Here is a 22,520-nt window from a genome sequence, read left to right on the forward strand (position 1 = left end):
GCTATTTTCGATAAATGCGGTCACTTCATTCCATCAAACTACTGAGCTTTTTCTGAATACTGACTATCACAATAACTGAGAAACTGGCTAAAAAACTTGAGAAATAACAATATTAAGCGTTAATAAAGAAAAAACGCCCACAAGAAATCTTGTAGGCGCCATAAACGGAGATTAATTGAGCATTTGGCGGATCACATAATGCAAAATCCCACCGTGTCGGTAATATTCCATTTCCGTCGCAGTATCGATGCGGCAACGAGTATTCACTTCTTTCACTGTGCCATCACCATACGTAATTTTTACGGTGATACTTTGGCTTGGTGTCAGAGACTGTAAACCAGTAACATCAATACGCTCATCGCCTTTTAAACCCAGGGTTTTACGGGTTTCTCCACCTGTAAATTCTAATGGAATAACCCCCATCCCAATTAAGTTAGAGCGGTGAATACGTTCATAGGATTCGGCGATCACCACACGAACACCCAGTAAATTGGTGCCTTTTGCCGCCCAGTCACGGCTAGAGCCTGAACCATATTCTTTACCCGCAATAATGGCTAACGGACGTTTTTGTTGCTGATACAACATCGCCGCATCAAAGATAGCCATCTGTTTGCCTGTTGGAATATGTAAGGTATAGCCGCCTTCCACCCCCGGTACCATTTCATTACGAATACGAATATTGGCAAACGTACCGCGCATCATGACTTCATGGTTACCACGGCGAGAACCATAAGAGTTAAAATCTGCAACCGCCACACCGTGTTCTTGGAGATAACGCCCCGCTGGACTTTCTTTCTTAATATTCCCCGCTGGAGAAATATGGTCAGTGGTTACCGAATCCCCGAGAATAGCGAGAATGTTTGCCCCGTGAATATCCGCAACGGGCTTAGGTTGTGCAGGCATATTTTCAAAGAATGGCGGATGGCGAATATAGGTTGAATCCCCTTGCCAATGGTAGGTTGAGGAGCTTTCAACATCCAGCGCACGCCAAGCTTCATCCCCTTCAAAGACCGCGTTATATTCTTTATGGAACATGTCAGTTTTGACTTTCTCCACCGCACTGGCAATTTCCGCACTGGATGGCCAAATATCTTTCAAGTAGACAGGCTGACCCTGTTGATCCACACCTAATGGGTCAGTTTTTAAATTAACGTGCATATTGCCAGCCAATGCATAGGCAACGACGAGTGGCGGTGATGCCAGCCAGTTGGTTTTTACCAACGGATGAATGCGCCCTTCGAAGTTACGGTTACCTGAAAGCACCGCCCCAACCGTCAGATCATGTTGCTTAATTGCCTCTTCAATCGGTGCAGGTAACGGACCAGAGTTACCAATACAGGTAGTACAACCATACCCCACAAGGTTAAAGCCCAGTTTGTCCAGATAAGGTGTTAATCCCGCTAATGCCAGGTAATCAGTCACGACCTTAGAGCCCGGTGCGAGAGAAGACTTAACCCATGGCTGACGAGAAAGCCCTTTTTCTATCGCTTTTTTCGCCAGTAACCCTGCCGCCATTAATACACTAGGGTTAGAGGTGTTGGTACAGGATGTGATAGCGGCGATCACTACCGCGCCATCGGTAAGGTCGAATTCCTGCCCTTGAAAGTTCACGCGAGGATGCGCATGTTTATCTTGCTTATTCAGCTCTAAATCCACTGCGCCTTGGAATGCTTTCGGAACTTGGCTCAGTTCAACGCGGTCTTGTGGGCGTTTAGGTCCCGCTAGGCTGGATTCTACCGTGCCCATATCCAGTGCTAAGGTACTGGTGAAAATCGGTTCATCCCCTGGGTGACGCCATAAACCTTGTTGCTTGCTATAGGCTTCCACCAGCGCGATTTCATCGTCTTCACGCCCTGTCAGTTTCATATACGCAAGGGTAATTTCGTCTATCGGGAAGAAGCCGCAAGTTGCCCCATATTCTGGTGACATATTGGCAATGGTCGCGCGATCGGCTAATGGCAGGTCAGCTAATCCATCCCCATAGAATTCAACAAATTTACCCACCACACCATGCTTACGTAGCATCTGAGTGACGGTTAACACCAAGTCTGTCGCGGTGATCCCTTCGGCTAATTTACCAGTTAGCTTGAAGCCCACCACATCGGGGATCAGCATAGAAACAGGTTGCCCCAGCATCGCGGCTTCCGCTTCAATTCCGCCAACACCCCAGCCTAATACCCCCAAACCGTTGATCATGGTGGTGTGGGAGTCCGTTCCAACCAAAGTATCGGGGTAAGCAACTAATTTTCCGTCAATCTCTTCATGCCAAATCGCTTTACCGAGGTATTCAAGGTTAACTTGGTGGCAAATCCCCGTTCCCGGCGGTACCACCCTAAAGCGGTTAAACGCTTTTTGTCCCCAACGTAAAAATAGGTAGCGTTCGTGGTTACGCTTCATTTCAATTTCGACGTTATCCTCAAACGCTTGGGAATTACCAAACTCATCGACCATCACTGAGTGATCGATGACTAAGTCAACGGGAGATAAAGGGTTAACTTGGTTGACGTTGCCACCAAGGGATTTAACCGCTTCACGCATAGCGGCGAGATCGACAACCGCAGGAACACCAGTAAAGTCTTGCATCAGCACCCGCGCGGGGCGATAAGCAATTTCTCTGTCCGCATGTGCGTTTTTTTGCCAATCGATGATGGCTTGGAGATCGGCGTCAACGACGGATTTACCGTCGATATGACGCAGTAGGTTTTCGAGTAGAACTTTGAGGGATTTAGGAAGTCTCGCCCCGCTGCCTAATTGTTTCTCTGCAAGGGCAAGACTGAAGTAATTATACTGTTTGTTACCGACATTCAGTGTTGCTGCACTGTTTGTTTTTAAACTCAACGACATAACTCCTCCTTGGCGTTTTTATCACCTTATTTTTTTACGCAGTATTATTAATCATAGTCCTCATAATCATTTCCTCTATAGATTTTGTGCCAATTAAAGAATAGGAAGCTCAATTTCTTTGAAAAATTCTTCGATATCTTCGTTGTTACGCAAGGCAATGGCTTTATCCACCACATCACGTGTGAGATGCGGGGCAAAACGCCAAATAAAATCATACATATAGCTGCGCAGGAAACTGGTACGTTTAAAACCGATTTTCGTGGTGCTGTAACTAAATTTATCGCGCATATCGATAACCACGAGATCTTTATCCACCTCAGGATCCACCGCCATGCTGGCGATAATGCCAATCCCTAAACCGAGCTTCACATAGGTCTTGATCACATCCGCATCCGTGGCAGTGAAAATAATTTTGGGCTCTAAGCCTACTTTTTGGAATGCAACATCCAACTCTGAACGCCCAGTAAACCCGTGGGTGTAAGTCACAATTTGATATTCGGCAATATCTTCAATCGTAACGTTCTTTTTATCGGTCAGTGGGTGCCCTTTCGGTACTACTACACAACGATTCCAGTGGTAGCACGGCAACATGATAAGGTCACTGTACAGATGGAGCGCTTCTGTCGCGATAGCAAAATCACTATTCCCTTTGCAAACTTCTTCAGCGATTTGGGTTGGAGATCCTTGCTGCATATGCAAGGAAACATGAGGATAACGCTCAATAAAGGTTTTGATTACAGGCGGTAAGGCATAGCGAGCTTGGGTATGCGTCGTGGCAATTTTTAAGCTACCGCGATCAGGAATGGTATGTTCACCGGCAACAGAACGGATAGCTTCAATTTTGGAGAGCACTTCACGGGAAATGCGCACAACTTCCTCACCAGCTGGAGTCACGTGAGTCAAATGCTTACCACTACGCGCAAAAATTTGAATGCCTAGTTCATCTTCCAGCATTCTGACTTGCTTACTGATCCCCGGTTGGGAAGTAAATAACCCTTCTGCTGTTGATGAAACATTCAGGTCGTGATTAACCACTTCAACAATATATCGCAGTTGCTGTAACTTCATACTCACTCCACCTCTTACAGGAAATCATTTTTGCTATAGCTAAAAAACATTACATATAACAAAAAGTAATATTGTTTAATTTATATATAACCAATATAACATCAAACTAATGAGAATAAACAGTATGATGATATTATTTCATCTTGCTGTGAAAAAAAGACGGCGCCCAAGTAAGGTATTGCAAAGTCAGATTATTTTTTTCTTCGACTATGCTTGAATAATTAGCATGCGAATTTTATTTCCATTTTTGCGGTGAGCATCCTATTTAGACTACAGAGAGGTTATCTAGATGCGTATAAAAGTTTTAGCCATGATGGTCGGTTTATCAACCCTATCCTTTGCGCCTCACTTATTAGCGAAAGAGCTATCTTACGGTCAGCAAAAAATCGTGTTATCAGACACCATCGTGCCGGGTAATGACTTTTACCAATATGTTAACCATGATTGGATTAATAAGGCGAAAATCCCAACGGGCATGCCACGAATTAACTCTTTCGTGGATTTGTATTTAAGTACCGAAAAGCAGACTCAATCTATTATCGATGAATTAAAGCAAGCTCCAGAAAGCAGCTTGGATCATAATCAGAAAAATATTCGTAACTTATATTTAAGCTATTTAGATGAGACCAGCATTGAAAAAGCAGGTTTAATGCCAATCAAATCCGACTTAGCGGCTATTGCAAAAGCCAAAGATCATAATGATATTAGCCGTCTGATGACGCTGCCGGGTTATACTTCCGTGCTCTCTTATTGGGTGGATTTAGACGCCAAGGCGCCAGATACCTATATTCTGTATCTTGGCCAAGGTGGGCTTGGATTACCTAATCGTAATTACTACCTTGACGATACCCCGCAAATGAAAGAGATCCGCAAAAACTACATTGCGTATATTGCGACAATCTTGAAATTAGCCGGTGAAAAAGACGTTAAGAAAAAAGCACAACAGATCTTCGACCTTGAAAAATCCATTGCTGAAGTGCATTGGAGCCCAGAAGCTCGCCGTGACACCATCAAAAATTATCACCCTATGACCCTCGCTGAAATGAAGAAATTTACCGATGGCTTTGCGTGGGATAGTTTTATTCAGCACTGGAAGTTAACCGATCAGCAACTGGCGAAAGTGGTGGTTGAGAACGATACGGCGGTAGAAAAAACGGCACAGATTTTTGCCAAGACCCCGGTTTCAGTCCTGAAAGATTACCTAACGTTCCAGTACGTGAACGATCATGCAAGTTATTTAAACAAAACCTTATCTGACGCACGCTTTGATTTTTACTCGAAAAAACTCAATGGCGTTGAAAAACAGCGGACTCGTCAAGAACGCGCTCTTCAAACAGTCAATTCACTGCAAGGTGAGCCTCTCGGACAGATTTATGTAGAGAAATATTTCAATCCACAATCTAAAGAGAAAATTCAAGATTTGGTCAATTATGTGCGCGGTACCTTTAATGCACGTCTGAAAGATAATGATTGGATGGATGAGCAAACTCGCCAAGAAGCACTGAAAAAGCTAGAGCAGTTTACGGTAAAAGTCGGCTACCCTGATAAATGGAATGATTTTAGTACCATTAATTTGAAACCGAACACATTGATGGATAACTTTAAGCAAGTGGAAGCATGGTCATATAACGATGCCATGAGCAAAATTGGTCAGCCTGTTCGCAAATGGGAATGGGGCATGACACCACAAACCATCAATGCATATTTCAATCCAGTACAAAATGAAATTGTGTTCCCTGCCGCTATTTTGCAAGCTCCATTCTTCGACCCAAATGTGGATCCTGCTTATAACTACGGTGCGATTGGTGCAGTAATTGGTCATGAAATGGGTCACGGTTTTGATGATCAAGGCAGCTTATATGATGGTACAGGTCAGCTACGCAATTGGTGGAGCGATAGTGCCAAAGCGCATTTTAAAGAGAAAACTGCCAAGTTGGTGGATCAATATAATGGCTTTGCTGTCGATGGTCAAAAAGTGAATGGTGAATTAACTCTCGGTGAGAATATTGGTGATTTAGGCGGTTTAAATATCGCGCTAAGCGCTTATAAGCAATTTGCTAAAGAGAACTACCCAAATGGCGAGCCACCTATTATTGATGGTATGACTGGCTTGCAGCGTTTCTTTATTTCATGGGCCAGAACCTGGCAAGAGTTGTCAAATAAGGAATCCGAGCGCAATAAAATCCTCACTGATCCACACAGCCCAAATCAGTTCCGCGCCAATGGTGTTGTCCGTAATATTGATGATTGGTACACCACCTTCGGCGTCGATAAGGATAACGCCCTGTACCTCGCACCGGAGAAACGAATTAAGATTTGGTGATTGGTTAAATCGGTAAGATTACGTTGAAAAGCCTCTTGTGTAAGAGGCTTTTTCTGTTTGAGTCTTTTTATGACCGATAGCATCGCTGTTTCTTCTAAATAATTCGCGTTAGAACAAGGCGGCTAACGCGGATATCTCGGGGGAGCATACACAAGTATGTGACCCGAGTAGCCAAGTGACGCCAACGCAGTTATCACACGAATTATACCCCAGAAACTTCCTTCTAAATAATTCGTGCTGTAGCAAGGCGGCAAATGAGCTAATCCCCTAGGAACATACACAAGTATGTGACTAGGGTTAGTGAGTGTAGCCAACACAGCTACGGTGCGAATTATGACGAAGGAATGATGCCGCAAGCCATCCTTGCGCCACCACCGCCTAAAGCCTCTGGATGATCGGAATAATTATCCCCACCCGCATGCACCATCAGCGCACGGTTTTGAACATCTTTCAGGGATTTTAATTTTGGCGCTAGCACGCTGTAGGTAGCATTACCTTGGCTATCAACCACTAAACCCGGTAAGTCTCCGAGGTGACCTGTTTTGTCATAAGGCCCTTTGTGAACCCCTGTTTTAGCTGGATCTAAATGTCCGCCCGCTTTTAATGCGGGTACAGTTTTACTGTCTTTTTCACCCGCTTCGCAACTTGGGTTTTCATGCACATGGAAACCATGCACACCACCTGCTTGTAAACCAGATAGTTTTGGCGTGAAGAGTAATCCGTATTCAGTTTCAGAAATCACCACTTCACCAATGGTTTTTCCCTCGCCTTTAGCTGTCGCTTCTTTCAGCTCTACCGTAGTTTGTGCCGCATACGCTGCACCAGTTGTGAATAGTGCCGCTAACAAACATAATTTGAACTTCATACTGCCTCCAGTCATTCATCGTGATTATTATCCTTAAGCTAAACGTTAGCATAATAAATGAATGAAAATGGGCGATTACTGCTTTTGTTATGTGAGAGCTATCGAATTATGAACAAAAAAAGAGCCCTAAGGGCTCTTTTATAATGATTGCGGCTTTAGCGTTGAAGATCTAAACAGAATTCCAAACTATTATTCTAAATAGTTCGCGTTAGAACAAGGCGGTGGCTAGCACCAGAGTCATCCTGAATATAATCAATAGATTTATTCAAAATAATTTGTGCTGTAGCAAGGCAGCAATCGAGCTAATCCCTAGGAGCATACACAAGTATGTGACTAGGGTTAGCGAGTGCAGCCAACGCCGCTACGGTGCAAAGTATGAAGAATAAAAACTATTCTTTGGGTTTCCATTGCCCATCAACATAAAAAGCACTCCACCCCGTCGCTTTACCATCTTTCTCGGACGAAACATATTGCTGTTTTGTCTTGCGGCTAAAACGAACCACTGTTGGGTTGCCCTCTTCGTCTTGTGCTGGTGCTTCCGCTAAGTACGCCAATTTTGCCGGTAATCTGTCTTTAAATCGTTGTAGTTCTGCCACTAATGGCGCACGTGTTTCCCTTGATTTCGGGAAGGTGTTTGCGGCAAGGAATACGCCAGCTGCACCATCACGTAACACAAAATAGGCATCCGATTTTTCACACGGTAATTCTGGTAGTGGTACAGGGTCTTCTTTCGGTGGTGCAATTTCACCGCTTTTTAAGATCTTGCGGGTATTTTTACACTCTTCGTTGGTGCAACCCATGTATTTCCCAAAACGTCCCATTTTCAGGTGCATTTCAGAACCACATTTATCACACTCAATCACCGGACCATCGTAACCCTTGATGCGGAACTCGCCTTCTTCGATTTCATAGCCTTCACATGCTGGATTGTTACCACACACATGTAATTTACGACCATTATCAATCAGGTAGCTGTCCATCGCAGTGCCACATTTTGGACAACGACGTTTTGCTCTTAAGGCGTTAGTTTCTGCATCGTCACCTTCGAGGATGTTTAATACTTCATCTTCAGGGATCAGATTGATGGTTTTCTTGCATCGCTCTTTTGGTGGCAGTGCATAGCCGGAGCAGCCTAAGAATACCCCAGTGGATGCGGTACGAATTCCCATATGACGTTCACAGTCAGGACAGATAATCGAGGTGATCACCATTGGGTTGGTACGCATGCCGCCTTCTTCCGGATCTTTTTCTGCGACATCAAGCTGTTTGCTGAAGTCAGAGAAAAATTCATCCAATACCGCTTTCCACTCTGCTTCATGATTCGCAACGTGATCCAGCTGGTTTTCCATGCGAGCGGTGAAGTCGTAGTTCATCAGGTCATTGAAGTTTTCTTCTAAACGGTCTGTAACGATTTCACCCATTTTTTCTGCATAGAAACGGCGGTTTTCCACTTTAACGTAGCCACGATCTTGGATCGTTGAAATGATTGCCGCATACGTTGATGGGCGACCAATACCACGTTTTTCTAATTCTTTAACCAAAGAAGCTTCACTAAAACGCGCTGGTGGCTTAGTAAAGTGCTGGCTTGGTAGTAATTCCAGCAATGATAATTCAGCACCCACTTGAATCGCAGGTAATGTTTTATCTTCGTCATTTTTACGCAATGCTGGCATGACTCTTGTCCAACCATCAAAACGTAACGTACGACCTTTGGCTTTTAATTCGAAATCTCCCGCTTTCACCGTTAATGTGGTGGAGTCGTATTTTGCTGGTGTCATTTGACACGCAACAAATTGATTCCAAATTAACTGGTAGAGGCGCTTAGCGTCGTTTTCCATGTCTTTCAGTGAATCAGGTAATACATCAACACTGGATGGGCGAATAGCTTCGTGCGCTTCTTGGGAGTTATCTTTACTGGTGTAAACGTTGGCATCTTTTGGTAAATACTGTGCGCCAAAGTTATCAGAAATATAACCACGAACCATGTTCACTGCATCTTGGCTCAAGTTCGTTGAGTCCGTACGCATATAAGTGATGTAACCCGCTTCATATAAGCGCTGAGCCATCATCATGGTTTTCTTCACACCAAAACTTAAGCGAGTGCTCGCCGCTTGTTGGAGTGTCGACGTGATAAACGGTGCGCTTGGTTTACTGGACGTTGGTTTATCTTCACGATCAATCACTTGATAACGTGCATTTTCCAGTAATTTAACCGCAGCTTCCGTTTGGACTTTATTGACAGGTTTAAAAGCTTTTCCCGCTTGGGAAGTCACTTCTAAACGCAAGTTAACGGCGTTTTTATCCGCTAAATCCGCATGGAGTTCCCAATATTCTTCAGGAACAAACGCTTTAATTTCACGTTCACGCTCAACGATAAGTCTTACTGCGACGGACTGTACGCGTCCAGCAGATAATCCGCGCGCCACTTTTTTCCATAATAATGGAGAGACCATATAACCCACGACACGGTCCATAAAGCGACGAGCTTGTTGGGCATTAACACGGTCGATATTCAATTCGCCAGGGCTTTCAAATGCTTGAGTAATTGCATTTTTAGTGATTTCGTTAAACACCACTCGGCTAAAACGAGAATCATCACCACCGATCACTTCGCGTAAATGCCACGCAATAGCTTCCCCTTCGCGGTCAAGGTCCGTCGCGAGGTAGACGTGGTCAGCATCTTCGGCTAACGCTTTTAATTCAGAAACCACTTTTTCCTTACCCGGCAGAATTTGATAATTCGCTTTCCAACCATGATAAGGGTCGATCCCCATGCGTTTAACTAACGCTTCTTGCGGATCCTTTTTAACTTTCTTTGTTTTGTCGGTCTTTGCTTTATCGGTAGATGAGCCTGTACTCTTTGGTGAGCCGGATTGTGAACCAGAGCCGCTTTTCGGCAGATCACGAATGTGACCAACGCTGCTTTTTACAACGTAGCCACTGCCAAGATACTTATTGATCGTTTTGGCTTTTGCCGGGGACTCCACTATAACAAGAGCTTTACCCATATTTACCTTTACCTACTATCAACGAAGGCGCATTTTTCTATTCAAATGCGCAAAATGAGAATCTCTTTTTTATATTGCGACAGAATCACAATATATCAATATTTTTTCGCACAATAATTTGTAACGAAACGAATTTTATCCATCAGTCACATTATTTTGTAAAGCATACAAATTGCTCTAGTTGACTGATTTTAACCACATAATGCAGTTTAGCCGCATTGAAAAACACACACTGTACCTGATAAAATGCTAGAAGCAACCAATTATTTTTTCAAGAGAGGCATTCTATGAACAATGAGATTCAAACTATTTCAAAGCAAGAACTGCTTGAAAAAGCCAACGAAATCATCAAAAACCACGATGAGTACCTTGATGGCATGTTCGTGGATAATGTCGAGCAACATCGTGGTGTTTTAGTTTTTAAAGGCGAGTTCTTCCTTGATGAAAACGGAATACCATCCTTAAAAAGTCCAGCGGCTTTTAATATGTATAAGCATTTGGCGCACCTCTTTTCTGATAAGTACCGACTGCAAGAATCAGAATAGATATAAAAAAATACCGGCTTTTATCGCCGGTATCTTTAAGGGTAGTCCAACTTAAATATTGTGTCATGAATATTCAGTGAACATTATGGCTTTTTTATAAAAGCGGCTTTTGTCCACGCTGCCACCAGCGTAATAATAGCTTATCCGCACTCTCTGCCGCGCTACTGGTAAAACGCTCGACCATTTTCTTACTCATCACAAAACGGATGCTGATAATTTCTTTGGTTTCGATTGCGTTAATGATCAAATCATCACTAACACCAATTTGGTCAACGAGCCCTTTCTCTAGCGCTTGCGTTCCATACCAATACTCGCCTGTTGCCACCGCTGCAATATCAAGGGATGGGCGATTTTGATGAACAAAATCTTTAAATAGTTCGTGAGTTGAATTCAGATCTTCAACAAATTTCTTACGCCCCTGCTCTGTATTTTCACCGAGCATTGTCAGTGTACGTTTATATTCCCCTGCGGTGTGCAGCTCCACATCCACATCGTGCTTTTTCAATAATCGGTGAATATTTGGAACCTGAGCGACAACACCAATAGAGCCTATAATAGAAAACGGTGCCGCAACGATTTTATTCGCAATACATGCCATCATATAGCCGCCGCTTGCCGCAACCTTATCAACTGCAATTGTTAGCGGAATATTTTTCTCTTTCAATCGCATCAACTGAGAAGCGGCTAAGCCATAGCCATGGACTAAACCACCAGGGCTTTCTAAACGTAATAAAACTTCATCTTGCTGATCCGCAACTGCAAGAATTGCACTGATTTCCTCACGTAAAGAGCTAACTTCACGAGCATCCATACTGCCTTTAAAGTCTAAGACATATAAGCAAGGCTTTTTGACGGCGGTTTGCCCCATTTTCGCCCCAGCCTTTTCATTTTTAGACTTGGCTTTTTCCTGCTTTTTAAATGCCTTTGACCACGCTTTTTGCTCAGAATCATTCATTTTGATCTGCTGCATTTGACGTTGGCGTTCACGGTAATTTTCGCCTAGGTCAGTAATTTTTAATGCGCCTTTACTTCCTTGACGTCTCATACCTACGCCAAATACAAATACTGCAATCACAGCAATCGCGACCACAATGGTAACCACTTTTGCTAAAAACAGTCCATACAAAGAGAAATACTCCACAAGTTGATCCTTCTAATATTTAACGCTAATAAAAAAATGATCGCATGATTGTTCATAAACAACCAGTAAAAAAACTGTTATCAATAACCACAGACATGAAACAAATGTGGTAAATTGCCCTCCCGTGCAATCTACGCGATGATAACCTTCAACGCGGCTCAAGACGATAGGAAAAATTATGCTTCATTATCAGCCTAGACAAGATCTTTTAAATGGTAAAACTATCTTAATTACCGGTGCTACTGACGGGATTGGTCAAGAAGCAGCATTAACGTATGCACGCTTTGGCGCCTCCATCATTTTATTAGGCCGTAACTCGCAAAAATTAGAGGCGGTTAAACAACAAATTATTAATTCTACCGGTGCATCCGTAGAAACCTATGTGATTGATTTACTGACTGCAACAGAGGCAACTTGCCAAGCTATCGCTGACGATATTGCCAAACAACACCCTTACTTGGATGGCGTATTACATAGCGCAGGTTTGCTAGGAAATATCGCACCAATCAGTGAACAACCGACTCAGCTCTGGCATGACGTCATGCAAGTTAACGTCAATGCGGGCTTTATGCTCACACAAGCATTACTTCCTTTATTAGAAAAAGCCCCACACGCATCGCTGATTTTCACCAGTTCAAGTGTCGGTAAACAAGGACGCGCTAATTGGGGCGTTTATGCCGTTTCAAAATTTGCGACTGAAGGTTTAATGCAAGTCTTGGCCGATGAGTATCAAGGCACTGGATTACGTATTAACTGTATTAACCCTGGGCGCACTCGTACCGCTATGCGTGCAGGTGCGGCACCCGGTGAAGATCCAATGACCCTAAAAACACCTGCCGATATCATGCCGACTTATCTATACTTAATGGGTGATGATAGCGCCGAGCAAACAGGAACCAGCGTAGACGCTCAGCCTAATTTAAAACCGATTAAAGCTTAAACTCGACCGAAACGGAGCAAGCTATGAGCCAAGACCGACACGAAGAACGCCAACAACGTTTAAAGCAAAAAGTGGATGAGCGAATTGAAGCAGCCCAGCTGGAGCGCGGGATCCTGATTGTCTTCACTGGCAATGGAAAAGGAAAAACGACGGCAGCATTTGGCACCGCTTGTCGTGCTGTCGGTCATGGCAAAAAAGTAGCCGTTGTCCAGTTTATTAAAGGTGGCTGGGATAATGGCGAACGCAATCTTTTAGAGCCTCACGGCGTCCCCTTTTATGTGATGTCCACCGGGTTTACTTGGGAAACGCAAAACAAGCAGACTGACACACAAGCTTGCCTTGAAACTTGGCAACATGCAGTGGAATTATTGCAAGACCCTCAATATGACTTGGTGATCCTCGACGAGCTGACCTACATGATCAGTTACCATTATCTTCCTCTTGCTGAAGTAATGAATGCATTAAGTTGCCGTCCTGAAAATCAATCCGTCATTATTACAGGCCGTGGGTGCCACCGTGATCTATTAGAGTTTGCTGATACGGTGACAGAAATGCGCCCTGTTAAACATGCTTTTGATGCAGGGATCAAAGCGCAAAAAGGAATTGACTGGTAGCCTTTGGTAACATGCGAGTTAGCTGCCACCAGCTATTTCGGTGTTACATCCAGTTTTAAAACCCCAGCACTAAAAATGGCGGCAGTTTGTGATAAGAATTGCAAATATTTTTGTCGCTCCTCAAGGCAATTATCCCCTGTCTCCCATTGGCTATAGCGCTCCGCCATATTCGATACGGCTACATGGTATTGATTATAAAAGTTCTGTTTTTTTTCTGGGTCAGCGGATCCTCGATACGCTTGAATCAGCGTATTCACCTTCACCGCATACTGCTGAATTTGCTGATCTTCAAAAGCAGGGAGTGTGACTGGATAGTCAAATGTTAAACTTACCGTATTGTTTTGCACTGGCTCATTTTGACGCACAACCAGTTGTGTCATTTGTTTATCATCCGACGAAATCGCCGTAATGAGTTCTGAATAAGAAAAACATTTTGTTTTTATTTTGCTGACTGTTGTTAGCGAATTTAATTCATCAGGGATCCGCGTTCCGACCGGGTAATCACAGTTGAATACGTTATTATCAATAATGATATCATCACTACTCTCAACTCTTCCTTTCACTTGATAATCACCAATAGTTAATTCCTGTATTGTTTGATTATGAACAGAAGGAATTCCATTATTACCGTATACAAAGCTGTAAGAATAATAAAGTTGCTTTTGAGGATTTAATATCCCTCCTTTATTACCTGGGTAAATCATAAAATAAATGTGCTGACCTTCTTCGGTTGTCATGGAATGTAATCCCTGCTTTAAATACAGACTACCCACTGATGCTTTCGGGATCACCATCAGTTTATTATCAATAAAGAAAGAATAATTTTCCGATGAGTCATTACTAAAAAAGAACCGCCCACTTTCAGATATATGTGGTTGATAAACATCACAACTTGTTATGCTGAAACTCAATAGTGCTATATATTTCATCGACTTTGCACATAACATAAACATTAAAACCTTTTATTTTTTCATTATGATAAAAATAGTTTAGATAGAAGAGTTGTACAATATAAAAGCCTCATAATGTGACAGATACCTTATAAACTCCATATTGGCGTATTTTAAGTTTTAAATATCTAAATAACAAAGAAATAAAAGTAATAAGTGGAATAACACAACCTTTTTTAACTTTATCATTTTCTAGTCAAAAAAAGACACCTAGTAAATAATAATTTAAGATTGGGATAGCTTATTTATATTATTCGAAAATAGAATTCCGAATGAATCGATTTTTAGAAAAATCAAAGTTGAATGAATTATTGAAATGACCAAACAGAATGACAGAACATTTCGCTATTCTATTAAATTGAAATAAAAAAAGGCTATGGTAAATACCATAACCTTCATTTTAAATCATTCGAATAACGTTAAAACGATTAGATTCGAGTACGGCGCTTAGCCGTTGGGCGTGAAGTTTGGCGTTTCGCTGCTGGGCGAGATGCCACTTGAGTGTGACGTTTCACCGCACGGCGAATTTGGTTAGCTTTGATGCGGCGCTGATCGCGCTCAACAGACACTTTACTTTCTGTTTCAACATCCAGTTCAACTAACTCTCTTAAATAGTTAGTTTGCTCTAAACCTAATTCAGTCCAACCACCACGTGGTAAACCTTTTGGTAAATCAATATCTCCGTAGCGAACACGGATCAGGCGGCTCACTTGCACACCAACAGATTCCCATAAACGACGAACTTCACGGTTACGACCTTCGGTTAAAGTGACGTTATACCATTGGTTCATTCCTTCACCACCGCGATACGACACAGTCTTAAAGGATGCCGGACCATCTTCTAATTGCACGCCAGTGGTTAGCTGACGAATTTTTGCATCCGTGATTTCACCAAATACACGTACTGCGTATTCGCGTTCCACTTCACGGCTTGGGTGCATTAAGCGGTTAGCTAATTCACCATCGGTTGTGAATAACAATAAACCACTGGTGTTCACATCTAGACGCCCTACAGCAATCCAACGAGCCCCAGTCAGTTTTGGTAAACGGTTAAATACCGTTGGACGACCTTCAGGATCATGGCGCGTGCACAATTCCCCTTCCGGTTTGTAGTATGCCATCACGCGGCAAATTTCTTTTTCTGGCTCTTTTATCGCTAAGACACGACCATCAAGACGAATTTTTGTGGAGGCTTTGACTTCAACACGATCACCCAATGTTGCCATTTTGCCATCAACACTAATGCGGCCTTCTTTCAATAGGCCTTCGATTTCTCGGCGAGAACCATGCCCTGAACGGGCAAGAATTTTTTGTAGCTTTTCAGTTTGTTGCGGTTTAGAACTCATGAGATCCTCAGCTGTCGCCTTCACAGGCGTCAAATAGCTTCTTGCGCTATTAAAACAAGCCTCGCTCAATTAACAAGTCTTGTGTCATCGGCAAAAAGTGATGAATTTGAAAACCTGCGCATTATACACAGGTTTATTGTGATCCCCTATGACTAATCGTCTTCCCTGAAAGAATGAATTTTCAAGGAAGATTGGCTTATTCAAATGGGGTTGGGTCGCCAGTTCCGACACGAGCGACAACTGGAGTGTCATCAGTAAAATCAATTACCGTGGTTGGTTTTTGCCCGATGTAACCACCGTGGATCACTAAATCCACTTGTTTATCCAGTAAATCGCGGATTTCTTCTGGATCAGATTGAGTAAAATCATCGCCCGGTAAAATCAAACTGGTGGACATAAGTGGCTCCCCCACGGCTTCCAGTAAATCGCGGGCAATTGGGTTTGATGGTACACGTAACCCAATAGTTTTACGCTTTTCGTTCATCAAACGACGAGGCACTTCTTTGGTGGCTTTTAAAATAAAGGTGTAATTACCCGGCGTATTGTTTTTGATTAAACGAAATACGGTGTTATCCACATGGGCATAATTTGAGATTTCGGATAGATCACGGCACATCAAGGTAAAGTTATGGTTCGCATCCAATTTTCGGATACGACAAATACGCTCTAGGGCATTTTTATCTTCTAAACGACAACCAATGGCATAACCTGAATCTGTCGGGTAGACGACAACACCGCCTTTATTCAGGATCTCAACACTTTGGCTAATTAGCCTTGCCTGAGGGTTGTCCGGATGGATATAAAAAAACTGGCTCATAGTGACCTCTATAGTTGAGTATCGACAGCATCATCCGGTGAACGACCTAAAAATGGCACTATCTATCTATTCTTACAAAACAAAACGGCGCTTAGAAAACACAACGGTCACAATAATATTTTCATCAAATAATATTGTGACTCAACAAAATAATTCATATACAGACTATTTTACACCCAAACCGTGATCCATCAACGAATTAGGTAATATTCTTACAAACTAAGAGGTTTTAGCTTTCTATCAATTCACTTTATCCCAGAGGGTCCAAACCGCTTGCTCATCATCAGGAAGCCATAAATTCCGCCCTAACTCAATCCACGAACAAGGGCGATGGAAATCTGACCCAACAGAAGTTTTCAAGTTAGCCTCTTGTGCCAACTCTCCTAAAAATCGCTTCTCATTTGCCGGCTGCTGGCAATGAGAAATTTCCATCGCATCCCCTTGGCAAGCTTTAAAGTGATCGATCAGGCGTCTTAGCCATTTATTCGATAATTGATATTTTGATGGATGCGCCAGCACCGCGACACCGCCAGATTGATGAATAGCATCCACAGCTTCTTGAATGCTGCACCACTGCGCGGGCACATAGCCGGTTTTCCCTTTCGCCAGATAGCGCTTAAACACATTATTGATGGTTTTCTCTTTGCCAATTTTGACAATGTACTGTGCAAAATGCGCGCGAGTAACCTGGCCGCCACCTGAAATCGCTTGGGCATTTTCCCACGCATCCTCAATCCCTGCCTTTTGCAAGCGACGACCTATCTCAATCCCACGGTCTAGGCGGCGTTGTGATTGCTGCGAGAGTAACGTTTCCATCGTAGGATGGCTCGGTGAAAAATTCAGCCCAACAATATGAATTTCAATATTTTCCCACAGGGTGGATATTTCAACCCCGTTAACTAATGTTAATGGACGTGGATTGTCAGCAAGATACGCTTTGGCAGCAATTAAGCCATCACAAGTATCATGATCCGTAATTGATAAAATATTCACACCCATTGCTATCGCACGTTCGACTAACTCAGCGGGAGGCAATTCTCCATCTGATGCATTCGTATGGCTATGTAAGTCATAGCGAGTCACTATTGGCGTCGAATCTTGCGACATATTGTTACCTTCTCCCTTTTCGACTTAACGAAAATTAAAAATAAATACAAACAGCTATTGACATCAACCGCGCGATCCAGTTTACTAGTACACAAGATTTGTTGTATTCAAAAGAATTAGTATGCAAAAGCATTTAAAACTTAATTTGTTTATCCAGTGAGGCATGTATGACTGTTTTCAATTTATCAAATCGTTGGTGGCGCGACTTCCCAAATTGGGCGGAAGCCGCACGCGCATAAATTGTTAATGCCTCAGTGCCGAACCCGCCCTCAACCAGCGGGTTTTTTTACGTCTAAAATTAGCTTAAGGCAGCAAAATGAACAAACAAAACACCACATTAGCACATTTTAATCATCTGGATAGCCCAATTAACTATCAACCGGATCCTACGTTGTTATTTAATCACCTGTGCCAGAATAAAGCCGCTACCATGCTGCTAGAGTCGGCTGAAGTCAACAACAAAGCCAATTTACAAAGCTTATTAATCATCGACAGTGCATTACGCATCCGTGCATTTGGTCAACGAGTTGAAATTGAAGCGTTAACTGAAAATGGTCAAGCTCTATTACCTTTAATTAATTTACAATTAGCCGAGAAAGCGATTTCTCGCGATTTAACCGCAAACCATCTGACCGTCATCTTTGCTCAACCAGAAAGCCAATTAGATGAAGATAGCCGTTTAAAAAGTGCTTCATGCTTGGATGTATTACGCGCATTGCCAGCAATTGCACAAGCCCATTTCCCAAGACCAGAAATCCTGTTTATGGGCGGATTATTCTCCTATGACTTAGTGGCAAATTTTGAAGCATTACCGGAAGTGACTGCCACAAACCAATGCCCAGATTTCTGCTTTTTCGTTGCAGAACACTATTTAGTGATAGACCATCAAAACCAAGCCGCGCGTTTAAAAAGCCTATTATTTACCGCAGACACCCACATTGTTGCGCAAGTACAGCAGCGTCACAGCGAAATTATCGTTGCGTGCCGCCCTTACTTACCAGCATTACCTCTGGGTGAACAAGACAACTTCAGCGTTACTATCAATAAAAATGATGAAGAATATGGACGTGTCGTCAATACCTTAAAAGAAGCTATCTACCGCGGTGATATTTTCCAAGTCGTCCCATCACGCAAATTCAGTATGCCATGTGCTCAACCGCTGATTGCCTATCAAAAACTTAAGGCGCAAAACCCAAGTCCGTACATGTTCTATATGCAAGACAACGATTTTACCCTGTTTGGCGCTTCACCAGAGAGCGCCTTGAAATACAGCAAACAAACTCGCGTGGTGGAAATCTACCCAATTGCAGGTACCCGCCCTCGTGGACGCAATGCGCAAGGAAACATCGACTTAGATTTAGATAGTCGCATTGAATTGGCCATGCGTACCGATGAAAAAGAGCTGGCAGAACACATTATGTTAGTAGACTTAGCACGTAATGATTTAGCGCGAATTTGTGAAGCAGGCAGCCGCTATGTTGCCAACCTGACAAAAGTTGACCGCTACTCTTTTGTCATGCACTTAGTTTCCCATGTTGTGGGAACTTTACGCAGCGATTTAGATGTTTTCCATGCGTATCAAGCATGTATGAATATGGGGACATTAACAGGCGCGCCGAAAGTCAAAGCGATGCAACTGATCGCGGAATGTGAAAAAGAGCGCAGAGGCTCCTACGGCGGCGCAGTGGGTTACTTTAATGGTAAAGGCGACTTTGATACCTGCATCGTTATTCGTTCTGCATATGTCGAAAACGGCATTGCTACCGTTCAAGCTGGCGGCGGCGTTGTCCTCGACTCATCTCCACAAGGTGAAGCCGACGAAACTCGTAATAAAGCCCGCGCAGTGATCCGCGCTATTGCCCAAGCCCACCAAGTTGAGGAGTTATTTTAATGGCTAATATCTTACTACTCGATAACGTCGACTCCTTCACCTACAACTTGGTCGACCAATTACGCGCCAGCGGTCATCACGTAGTGATCTACCGCAACACCGTTAATGCGGCGCATGTTTTATCCGTACTGAATCAGCTCGATGATGCGATTTTAGTCCTTTCACCGGGTCCAGGAAAGCCAAGTGACGCGGGCTGTATGCCGGAAGTACTTAAATCAGTAATAGGCACCATTCCAGTGATTGGCATCTGCTTAGGGCATCAAGCCATCGTTGAAGCTTATGGTGGAACGGTTTCCCCTGCGGGTGAAATTTTACATGGCAAAGCATCAATGGCAACCCACGATGAACAAGCTATGTTTGCAGGCTTAGAAAACCCTATTTCAGTGGCACGTTATCACTCTTTAGTGGGTAGCCAAATCCCTGAATCATTAACGATTTGCGCACAATCCAATGGCATGGTCATGGCGGTACGCAATGATGAACAGCGAGTGTGTGGATTCCAGTTTCACCCCGAATCCATCTTAACCACCCAAGGAAAATTGTTGTTAGAAAATACGGTGGCATGGGCGCTTTCTTCCCCCAACAAAACAACATCACATTCGCACTAATGGGACACAGAGAGCCAATCATGCAAAACATTTACGATAAATTATTTAAGGCGCAAGCGTTAACTCAACAAGAGAGCCAATATTTATTTAACGCAATTATTCAAGGTGAACTCACTGAGCCCCAACTTGCTGCCGTCTTGATCAGCATGAAAATGCGTGGCGAACAACCACAAGAAATTGCCGGTGCTGCATTGGCATGCTTAGAAAATGCCCAACCTTTCCCACGCCCTGACTATCAATTCAGTGATATTGTCGGCACAGGAGGAGATGGTGCAAACAGTATTAATATCTCCACTGCCAGCGCATTTGTGGCGGCAGAATGTGGGATAAAAGTCGCAAAACATGGCAACCGCAGCGTTTCCAGCCGCTCAGGCTCATCGGACTTGCTCGCCGCCTTTGGCATTGCCTTAGATTTAAGCGCTCAAAGCGCCCGCGATGCATTAGACGAGTTAGGCTTATGTTTCTTATTTGCGCCGCAATATCACAGTGGATTCCGCCATGCCGCGCCGGTACGTAGCCAATTAAAAACCCGTACTTTATTTAATGTACTGGGTCCATTAATTAACCCAGCTCGCCCACCGCTAGCCTTAGTGGGCGTCTATCAGGATTCATTGGTTGAACCGGTAGCAAAAACCATGCAAATGCTTGGGTTTACCCGTGCAGCTGTGGTACATAGTGGAGGGATGGATGAAGTTTCACTTCATGCACCAACCCATGTTGCCGAATTAAAAAATGGTGAAATTCAGCAATATACTCTGACAGCTGAAGATTTTGGCTTAGCGCCTTATCAATTGAAAGATTTGGAAGGCGGCACCCCAGATGAAAACCGTTTTCTGCTGACGCAATTATTACAAGGTCATGGTCAAGCGGCTCATGAGGCGGCTGTCGCCGCAAACGTCGCCATGTTGCTACGTATTAATGGTTACGAAGATTTAAAAGAAAACAGCGAGCACGCACTCAATATTATTCGTAGCGGCAAAGCATTTGACCGCGTTCTGGCACTAGCTGCAAGGGAGCACTAAGATGAAAGGCACGGTATTACAAAAGATTGTAGATGATAAATTTGTCTATTTAGCGGAGCGCAAACAACGTCAACCGCTGGCAAGTTTTCAATCTGAAGTGCAACCTGCGCAACGAAATTTTTACTCAGCTCTACAAGCGAAGCGCCCAGTATTTATTTTAGAGTGCAAAAAAGCCTCTCCATCGAAGGGGCTTATCCGTGAAGATTTCGACCCCGCGGTGATTGCGGGCATGTATGCCCCTTATGCTTCTGCAATTTCAGTCTTGACTGACGAAAAATATTTCCAAGGTAAGATGGATTACCTGACGATTGTTAGCAACACAGTAAAACAACCTGTTCTGTGCAAAGATTTTATCGTTGATCCTTATCAGATTTACCTTGCTCGCTATTACCAAGCGGATGCTATTTTACTCATGTTGTCCGTATTGAATGATGAACAATATCTTGCCCTTGCCGATGTAGCACACCAACTGAACATGGGCGTTCTCACTGAGGTAAGCAACGATGAAGAACTGGAACGTGCGATAACATTGAAAGCTAAAGTGGTTGGGATCAACAACCGCGACCTACGCGATATGTCTATCGATTTAAATCGTACGCGTCAACTCGCGCCGCGTTTACCGGCAGGAACCGTGGTGATCAGCGAGTCAGGTATTCTTCAACATCAACATATTCAAAGCCTTACGGATGTCGCTAACGGCTTCTTAATTGGTAGCGCCTTGATGGAGCAAGAGGACTTACCAAAAGCACTGCGTAACCTGCTGATTGGTGAGCATAAAGTGTGTGGCTTAACCCGTGAGCAAGATGCTAAAGCCGCATTTGCTGCAGGCGCCAATTTTGGTGGACTGATTTTTGCTGAAAAATCTCCTCGTAAAGTGACGCTGTCACAAGCAAAGCAGATTATTCATGCTGCACCACTTAAATTTGTGGGGGTTTTCCATAATCAATCCGCGGATTTTGTGGCGCATATTGCCCAACAATTGGCGTTACATGCGGTTCAGCTCCATGGTGATGAAGATAATACCTACATGGCACAATTACGTGAAATGCTGCCAGCACATTGCCATATTTGGAAAGCGCTGAATATGGCTGATAGTCAAATCGCCGATTATGACCCTACGTTAATTGATTTGCTGCTATTAGATAACGGCGCTGGCGGTACAGGAAAAACCTTTGATTGGTCATCAATACCAACAAATAGCGGTCACAAGCTAATGGTGGCTGGTGGGCTTACCCTTGAAAACTGCCAACAAGCCGCGCAACTCGTCTGCAATGGGCTTGATTTTAACTCTGGCATTGAAATCGAACCGGGTATTAAATCCGAACAAAAATTAAACCAAGTCTTTGATGCATTGAAATCAGCCCGCATGGCGATTTAGCTCAAAGCCATATTAATCATACTGAACATATAAACTTAAAATGGATAATAAAT

15 protein-coding genes, 1 pseudogene and 1 other annotated feature are annotated in these 22,520 nt (G+C 43.5%); of the genes and pseudogenes, 7 read left to right on the top strand and 9 right to left on the bottom strand.

What is annotated here, in order from left to right:
• Positions 1-171: 171 nt before the first annotated feature.
• Together acnA and cysB are read right to left on the bottom strand one after the other, a co-directional pair.
• Entirely contained in the window at positions 172-2,844 is a 2,673-nt protein-coding gene (acnA, locus tag ACIH2S_RS09830) for an aconitate hydratase AcnA (protein WP_108478091.1), read from the bottom strand.
• Positions 2,845-2,937: 93 nt separating this feature from the next.
• Positions 2,938-3,912, bottom strand: a complete 975-nt coding sequence (cysB, locus tag ACIH2S_RS09835; RefSeq protein WP_108478090.1) for an HTH-type transcriptional regulator CysB — start codon at positions 3,910-3,912, stop codon at positions 2,938-2,940.
• Positions 3,913-4,201: 289 nt separating this feature from the next.
• Here cysB and ACIH2S_RS09840 point away from each other — a divergent pair, with 289 nt between their 5' ends.
• The gene (locus ACIH2S_RS09840; RefSeq protein WP_430247332.1) at positions 4,202-6,235 is read left to right on the top strand and encodes a M13 family metallopeptidase; all 2,034 of its coding nucleotides are present in this window, start codon (positions 4,202-4,204) and stop codon (positions 6,233-6,235) included.
• Positions 6,236-6,566: 331 nt separating this feature from the next.
• Here ACIH2S_RS09840 and sodC read toward each other — a convergent pair whose 3' ends face one another.
• The gene (gene sodC / locus ACIH2S_RS09845; protein ID WP_430247334.1) at positions 6,567-7,100 is read right to left on the bottom strand and encodes a superoxide dismutase [Cu-Zn] SodC; all 534 of its coding nucleotides are present in this window, start codon (positions 7,098-7,100) and stop codon (positions 6,567-6,569) included.
• A 389-nt stretch (positions 7,101-7,489) separates the two neighbouring features.
• A complete protein-coding gene (topA, locus tag ACIH2S_RS09850; protein ID WP_036956550.1) occupies positions 7,490-10,108 on the bottom strand; it encodes a type I DNA topoisomerase in 2,619 nt (872 codons plus the stop codon).
• A gap of 287 nt (positions 10,109-10,395) precedes the next feature.
• On the opposite strand from topA, the gene ACIH2S_RS09855 reads away from it, so the two are divergent.
• Positions 10,396-10,653, top strand: a complete 258-nt coding sequence (locus tag ACIH2S_RS09855) for a DUF2498 family protein (RefSeq protein ID WP_036956549.1) — start codon at positions 10,396-10,398, stop codon at positions 10,651-10,653.
• Positions 10,654-10,747: 94 nt separating this feature from the next.
• Here ACIH2S_RS09855 and sohB read toward each other — a convergent pair whose 3' ends face one another.
• Positions 10,748-11,794: a protease SohB gene (sohB, locus tag ACIH2S_RS09860; protein ID WP_108478087.1), complete on the bottom strand. Its 1,047-nt coding sequence runs from the start codon at positions 11,792-11,794 to the stop codon at positions 10,748-10,750.
• A gap of 178 nt (positions 11,795-11,972) precedes the next feature.
• On the opposite strand from sohB, the gene ACIH2S_RS09865 reads away from it, so the two are divergent.
• Both ACIH2S_RS09865 and cobO read left to right on the top strand, forming a co-directional pair.
• The gene (locus ACIH2S_RS09865) at positions 11,973-12,734 is read left to right on the top strand and encodes a YciK family oxidoreductase (protein ID WP_036956547.1); all 762 of its coding nucleotides are present in this window, start codon (positions 11,973-11,975) and stop codon (positions 12,732-12,734) included.
• 23 nt (positions 12,735-12,757) lie between these two features.
• A complete protein-coding gene (cobO, locus tag ACIH2S_RS09870) occupies positions 12,758-13,348 on the top strand; it encodes a cob(I)yrinic acid a,c-diamide adenosyltransferase (RefSeq protein WP_036956545.1) in 591 nt (196 codons plus the stop codon).
• Positions 13,349-13,380: 32 nt separating this feature from the next.
• Here the strand turns inward: cobO and ACIH2S_RS09875 are convergent, their stop codons facing one another.
• From ACIH2S_RS09875 to rnm, 4 genes are all read right to left on the bottom strand, one after another.
• Positions 13,381-14,085, bottom strand: a complete 705-nt coding sequence (locus ACIH2S_RS09875; RefSeq protein WP_430247337.1) for a hypothetical protein — start codon at positions 14,083-14,085, stop codon at positions 13,381-13,383.
• A 641-nt stretch (positions 14,086-14,726) separates the two neighbouring features.
• On the bottom strand, positions 14,727-15,644 hold the full coding sequence (gene rluB, locus ACIH2S_RS09880; protein ID WP_036956541.1) for a 23S rRNA pseudouridine(2605) synthase RluB: 918 nt from the start codon (positions 15,642-15,644) through the stop codon (positions 14,727-14,729).
• Positions 15,645-15,840: 196 nt separating this feature from the next.
• A complete protein-coding gene (locus ACIH2S_RS09885; protein ID WP_036956539.1) occupies positions 15,841-16,461 on the bottom strand; it encodes an L-threonylcarbamoyladenylate synthase in 621 nt (206 codons plus the stop codon).
• A gap of 240 nt (positions 16,462-16,701) precedes the next feature.
• Complete coding sequence (rnm, locus tag ACIH2S_RS09890; RefSeq protein WP_108478085.1) at positions 16,702-17,568, bottom strand: RNase RNM; 867 nt, start codon at positions 17,566-17,568, stop codon at positions 16,702-16,704.
• A gap of 188 nt (positions 17,569-17,756) precedes the next feature.
• Positions 17,757-17,858, top strand: a sequence feature (Trp leader region).
• 26 nt (positions 17,859-17,884) lie between these two features.
• On the opposite strand from rnm, the gene ACIH2S_RS09895 reads away from it, so the two are divergent.
• The 3 genes and pseudogenes from ACIH2S_RS09895 to trpCF all read left to right on the top strand — a co-directional run bounded on the left by ACIH2S_RS09895 (position 17,885) and on the right by trpCF (position 22,467).
• Positions 17,885-19,459 (top strand): anthranilate synthase component 1, encoded by a 1,575-nt coding sequence (locus ACIH2S_RS09895; protein WP_108478084.1) that lies wholly within the window; start codon positions 17,885-17,887, stop codon positions 19,457-19,459.
• Positions 19,459-21,089, top strand: a pseudogene (trpD, locus tag ACIH2S_RS09900) (bifunctional anthranilate synthase glutamate amidotransferase component TrpG/anthranilate phosphoribosyltransferase TrpD). The gene ACIH2S_RS09895 and the pseudogene trpD overlap by 1 nt, the downstream one beginning before the upstream one ends.
• Position 21,090: 1 nt before the next feature.
• Positions 21,091-22,467, top strand: coding sequence for a bifunctional indole-3-glycerol-phosphate synthase TrpC/phosphoribosylanthranilate isomerase TrpF (gene trpCF / locus ACIH2S_RS09905; protein ID WP_321146596.1), 1,377 nt, complete (start codon positions 21,091-21,093; stop codon positions 22,465-22,467).
• Positions 22,468-22,520: the final 53 nt, after the last annotated feature.

The organism is Providencia lanzhouensis, from assembly GCF_050469745.1.
Lineage (GTDB): Bacteria > Pseudomonadota > Gammaproteobacteria > Enterobacterales > Enterobacteriaceae > Providencia > Providencia lanzhouensis.